General features: G+C 71.2%; 5 protein-coding genes. 4 read left to right on the top strand and 1 reads right to left on the bottom strand.

All coding sequences use genetic code 11. The features are described 5' to 3' along the window. Positions 1 to 115 precede the first annotated feature (115 nt). Positions 116 to 325 (bottom strand): hypothetical protein, encoded by a 210-nt coding sequence (locus ACFU53_RS16065; RefSeq protein WP_383991705.1) that lies wholly within the window; start codon positions 323 to 325, stop codon positions 116 to 118. 172 nt (positions 326 to 497) lie between these two features. Here ACFU53_RS16065 and ACFU53_RS16060 point away from each other — a divergent pair, with 172 nt between their 5' ends. The 4 genes from ACFU53_RS16060 to ACFU53_RS16045 all read left to right on the top strand — a co-directional run. Continuing rightward, complete coding sequence (locus ACFU53_RS16060) at positions 498 to 947, top strand: MarR family winged helix-turn-helix transcriptional regulator (RefSeq protein WP_383991702.1); 450 nt, start codon at positions 498 to 500, stop codon at positions 945 to 947. 58 nt (positions 948 to 1,005) lie between these two features. Further along, a complete protein-coding gene (locus ACFU53_RS16055; protein ID WP_383991699.1) occupies positions 1,006 to 3,522 on the top strand; it encodes an MFS transporter in 2,517 nt (838 codons plus the stop codon). Between the two features lie 81 nt (positions 3,523 to 3,603). Further along, the gene (locus ACFU53_RS16050; protein WP_383991696.1) at positions 3,604 to 4,425 is read left to right on the top strand and encodes a YceI family protein; all 822 of its coding nucleotides are present in this window, start codon (positions 3,604 to 3,606) and stop codon (positions 4,423 to 4,425) included. A gap of 79 nt (positions 4,426 to 4,504) precedes the next feature. After that, positions 4,505 to 4,954, top strand: a 450-nt coding sequence (locus ACFU53_RS16045; protein WP_383991693.1) for a PPOX class F420-dependent oxidoreductase, incomplete at its 3' end; no start/stop codon positions are given.

The raw sequence follows: 4,954 nt of genomic DNA, 5'->3' as shown, positions 1-4,954 counted from the left end.
GTCTTCAGGTGCGCGGGGACCTGCGCGGCCGGCCACGAACGCACCCGCAGCCGCAAGATCACAAGATCACGAGAGCCCGGCAGACGAGTGGGTACTCGACCGCCGGGCCGCGCACTCACGCCAGCGCGAGCCACACCACGGCGGCCACAACAGCCACCGCCGCGATCACACCGACGATCACACCGATCCGCGGCCCGGAGGACCCGGCGGCGGCCGCGGCCCGTCGGCCCCCGGCACCGGAAGGCGTCTCGTCGACGAAGGCGCGGAACATCTGGGTGTTGCCCGCGGGGTCGTAGTTGCCCTGGGGGCCCTGGTTGTCAGCCATGGCCCGAGACCTTAGCGAATCAGGGAGGACGCGCCCAAGCGGGGTGGTCCGCCCGCGACCGTCCGAACGTTCTCCTTTGCCAAGACTTGAGCCACAGAAGCCCGATTTCATTTGCCTGCAGCAACCATCCACTCTTATGGTTGCCCTAAGCAACAAATGCGGGAGGGGCTCCATGGCCGGGCAAGCGCACTACGAGGAGCTGGTCCGTCAGCTCAGCGCCATCGGGGCCGTGAAGCGGGAGCTCGCCAGGATGCTGCCGCATGACTGCCCCGGCGGATCGGCGGGAGTCCTGACCCTGCTCGGCCGGCACGGCGAGATGCGGATGAGCAGACTCGCCGAACTGCTCTCGGTGGACATGTCGGTGACCAGCCGTCATGTCGCGCACGTCGCCGAGCGGGGCTGGATCGAACGGCTCCCCGACCCGGTGGACAAACGCTCACGCATCCTGCGCCTGACCCCCGAGGGCCGGGCCGTGGTCGCCGAGCTGGACCGGCGCACCAGCCGGCTGCTGGCCGACCGGCTGAGCGACTGGTCCGACGACGAGGTCGGACAGCTCGCCCGGCTCCTGGGCCGGCTGCGCGAGAGCTTCGACGCCACCGCGCCGGCCCGTACACCCGCTTAGCAGGCATCGAACCAGCAACCCGTACACCCGCAAAGAGCACACAGGAAAAGGAAGCCCCATGGCAACGACCACACCAGCCGGTGTGCGGGCTCACGCCAAGCACGGAGGAGGCGCCGCCAAGGATGCCCCCCACAGCGGTGGCGACCACGCCCCGATGACGCACCGGCAGATCATGGAAGCCCTGACCGGGCTGCTGCTCGGCATGTTCGTGGCGATCCTGTCGTCGACGATCGTGTCGAACGCGCTGCCGGACATCATCAAGGACCTGGGCGGCGGGCAGAGCGCGTATACGTGGGTCGTGACGGCGTCGCTCCTTGCGATGACCGCGTCCACCCCGCTGTGGGGCAAGCTCGCCGACCTGTTCTCCAAGAAGCTGCTGATCCAGCTGGCCCTCGTGATCTTCGTGCTCGGATCGGCCGCCGCCGGACTGTCCCAGAACGCCGGGACACTCATCGGGTTCCGCGCGGTCCAGGGCATCGGCATGGGCGGGCTCTCCTCGCTGGCCCAGATCATCCTCGCCGCGATGATCTCCCCGCGTGAACGCGGTCGGTACAACGGCTACCTCGGCGCCACCTTCGCGACCGCCATGGTCGGCGGCCCGCTGGTCGGCGGTGTCATCACCGACACCGACTGGCTGGGCTGGCGCTGGTGCTTCTACGTCGGCGTGCCCTTCGCGGTCATCGCCCTGATCGTCCTCCAGCGGACCCTGCACCTGCCGGTCGTCCGGCGCAAGGTCAAGGTCGACTGGGCGGGCGCGTTCCTCATCACCGCCGCGGTCTGCCTGCTGCTGGTCTGGGTGACCTTCGCCGGTGACAAGTACGACTGGGTGTCGTGGCAGACGTACGCGATGGTCGGCGGCACGGTCGCGCTGCTCGCGGTCTTCCTGCTGGCCGAGTCCAGGGCGAGCGAGCCGATCATGCCGCTGCGGCTGTTCCGCAACCGGACGATCGCGCTGGCCTCGCTGGCCTCGCTCTTCGTGGGTGTCGCGATGTTCGCGGGCACCATCTTCTTCAGCCAGTACTTCCAGCTGGCCCGCGACAAGTCGCCGACCATGTCCGGCGTGCTGACCATCCCGATGATCGCCGGCCTGTTCGTCTCGTCGACCGTCTCCGGTCAGGTCATCACCCGCACCGGTCGCTGGAAGGCCTGGCTGCTCGCCGGCGGTGTGCTGGTGACCTCGGGTCTCGGACTGCTGGGCACCCTCCGGTACGACACCGCGTACTGGCATGTGGCGATCTTCATGGCGCTGCTCGGGCTCGGCGTCGGCATGATGATGCAGAACCTGGTGCTGTGCACCCAGAACCAGGTCGCCCCGAGCGACCTCGGGGCCGCCAGCTCGGTCGTCACCTTCTTCCGCTCTCTCGGCGGCGCGATCGGCGTCTCCGCGCTGGGCGCGGTCCTGAGCCACCGGATCTCGCACTACGCCGAGGAGGGCCTCGCCAAGCTCGGTGTGTCCGGCTCCTCGACGGGCCACGGCGAGATCCCCGACCTGGACTCCCTGCCCACGCCGATCCGCACGGTCATCGAGAGCGCCTACGGCCACGGAATCGGTGACGTCTTCCTCTACGCCGCCCCCTTCGCCGCCCTCGCGCTCGTCTTCTCCTTCTTCATCAAGGAGGTCCCGTTGAAGACCACCGGAGCGCTCGCCCAGGCGGCGCAGGGCAAGGCGACGGGCACCGACGGGGAGGCGGACGTGCCGGACGCGTCGCCTGCGGTCGCCATGGCCACGGCTTCGGTCGCTGTGGCGTCCGACCAGGCCACGGCTCCGGTCGCGGCAGCGACGCCGGCCTCCGCTCCGGTATCGGGCAACGGCGGCGGGATTCCCGTACGGGGTCACGTCCGCGGGGCCGAGAGCGCGCCCGTGCCGCGGGCCGCCGTCACCCTCATCTCGCTCGGCGGGCGGCAGCTCGGCCGTTCGGTCGCGGGAGCCGACGGGGTCTACGCGGTGGACGCGCCCGCCGCCGGGTCGTACGTCCTGATCGCGGCCGCCGACGGGTTCCAGCCGCAGGCGTCCACGGTGGTCGTGGGCGGTGAGCCGGTCGCGTACGACATCCTGCTGAGCGGGACGAGCGGGCTGGACGGTGTGGTGCGGGCCGCCGGGGCCGGGCAGGCCGTGAAGGACGCCATGGTCGTGGTGACCGATGTGCGCGGTGCCGTGCTGGCCAGCGGGGTCACCGGTGAGCAGGGCGAGTTCGGCTTCGGCGAGCTGGTGCCGGGCGGGGTCACCGTCGCGGTGAACGCCGCCGGGTTCCGCCCGCGCGCTCTGCCCGTCGAGGTCGGCGGCACCGGGGTCACCCGGATCGAGATCGACCTGGAGGCCGGGGCCCGGCTCCAGGGGGTCGTACGGGCGCCGGGCGGGGCTCTGGCCGATGCCCGCGTGACCCTCGTCGACGCGGCGGGCAACGTGGTCGGCACGGCCACCACCGGCGCGGACGGGGCGTACGCCTTCATCGACCTGGACGGCGGCGAGTACACGGTCGTCGCGACCGGCTACCCGCCCGTGGCCACGGCCCTGACGGTCGCCGGACCCGGCGTCGACGACCACGACATCGAACTCGCCCACCCCGGCGAGTAGTCGGACCACCGGCCGGTGGAGCCACCCCCCGCTCCACCCCCGCTCCACCGGCCGGTTCGCATGCTGAGGAGTTGGACGGACATGGGACTGACCGCGAGGATCCGCACCCGGGACGGATGGGCCGTGTCACACGCGGTCGTCACGGTGACCGACCTTGCCGGCGCGCAGATGCTGCGGGCCGAGGCGGACGCCGAAGGGGGCGTGCACGACCCCACGGCACTCGCGCCCGGCGCGTACACCGTGATCGTCACGGCGGTCGGTTACGCGCCGTTCGCCGCCGGCGCCCTGGTGACGGCAGGCGGGCGGGCGGAGGTCGGCATGGTCACCCTCTCCCGGCTCGGCGGCACGGAACTGCCCCCGCCCGGCCCCTGGACCGTCGACCCCGCCCACTCCTCCGTCGCCGCCATGGCCCAGCACCTCGGCATCTCCAGCGTCCACGGCCGCTTCACCGACTTCTCGGGCTCGATCGAGATCGCGCCGGCCCCGGACGAGGGGACCAAGTCCCGGGTGGAGGCGGTGATCCGGGCCGCCTCGATCGACACGGGCAACGCGATGCGGGACCAGCATCTGCGGTCCCCGGACTTCCTGGACGTCGAACGGCACCCCGAGATCACCTACGTCTCGACGGGCCTGTCCCCCGCCGGCCCGGACCGCTGGACCGTCCATGGCGAGCTGGGCATGCACGGGGTCGTACGACCGGTCGACCTGGACCTGGCGTACCTGGGCACCGGCGCGGACCCCTGGGGCGGCACACGAGCCGCCTTCCGGGCCACCACCGAACTCCGCCGCGAGGACTTCGCCATGAACTACAACCAGGTGGTCCAGGCGGGGATCGCGGCGATCGGTACGACGCTGAAGGTCGAGCTCGACGTGCAGGCTGTGCAGGGCGGGACGCTGCCGTAGGCGCGGGGTAGGCGTAGGCCCGTGGGTACGCATGGCAGGGTCAGGCTCACGGGCCGGGTGAGGGCCTACTCTGACCGCCATGGCACGGAACATCGCGACCAACACCTCGGTCTCCCTCGAAGAGCTGCTCGACTTCGTACGCCCCCGGCACCGGGCGCTCCTGCTCACCCGGCGGGGCGACGGCAGCCCCCAGGCCTCCCCGCTGACCTGCGGCGTCGACGACTCGGGCCGGATCGTGGTCTCCACGTATCCCGAGCGCGCCAAGACACGGAACGCCAAGCGCGACGAGCGCGTGAGCGTCGTCGTGCTGAGCGACGACTGGGACGGCCCTTGGGTACAGATCGACGGCACGGCGGAGGTCCTCGACTCACCGGACTCGGTCGAGCCCTTGGTGGAGTACTTCCGGAACATCTCCGGCGAGCACCCGGACTGGGACGAGTACCGGGCAGCCATGGTCAAACAAGGCAAGTCGATCATCCGGATCACACCCGTGAAGTGGGGACCGGTGGCCACCGGCGGCTTCCCCGCA

The organism is Streptomyces sp. NPDC057474 (genome assembly GCF_042802555.1).
Lineage (GTDB): Bacteria > Actinomycetota > Actinomycetes > Streptomycetales > Streptomycetaceae > Streptomyces.
Note: the sequence above shows the minus strand (reverse complement) of the source record. Positions and strands in the feature narration are given on the sequence as shown.

Excerpts from the sequence above, each read along its gene's own strand:
- ACFU53_RS16065 (WP_383991705.1), bottom strand. The coding sequence starts at position 325 with ATGGCTGACAACCAGGGCCCCCAGGGCAACTACGACCCCGCGGGCAAC.
- ACFU53_RS16060 (WP_383991702.1), top strand. The coding sequence starts at position 498 with ATGGCCGGGCAAGCGCACTACGAGGAGCTGGTCCGTCAGCTCAGCGCC.
- ACFU53_RS16055 (WP_383991699.1), top strand. The coding sequence starts at position 1,006 with ATGGCAACGACCACACCAGCCGGTGTGCGGGCTCACGCCAAGCACGGA.
- ACFU53_RS16050 (WP_383991696.1), top strand. The coding sequence starts at position 3,604 with ATGGGACTGACCGCGAGGATCCGCACCCGGGACGGATGGGCCGTGTCA.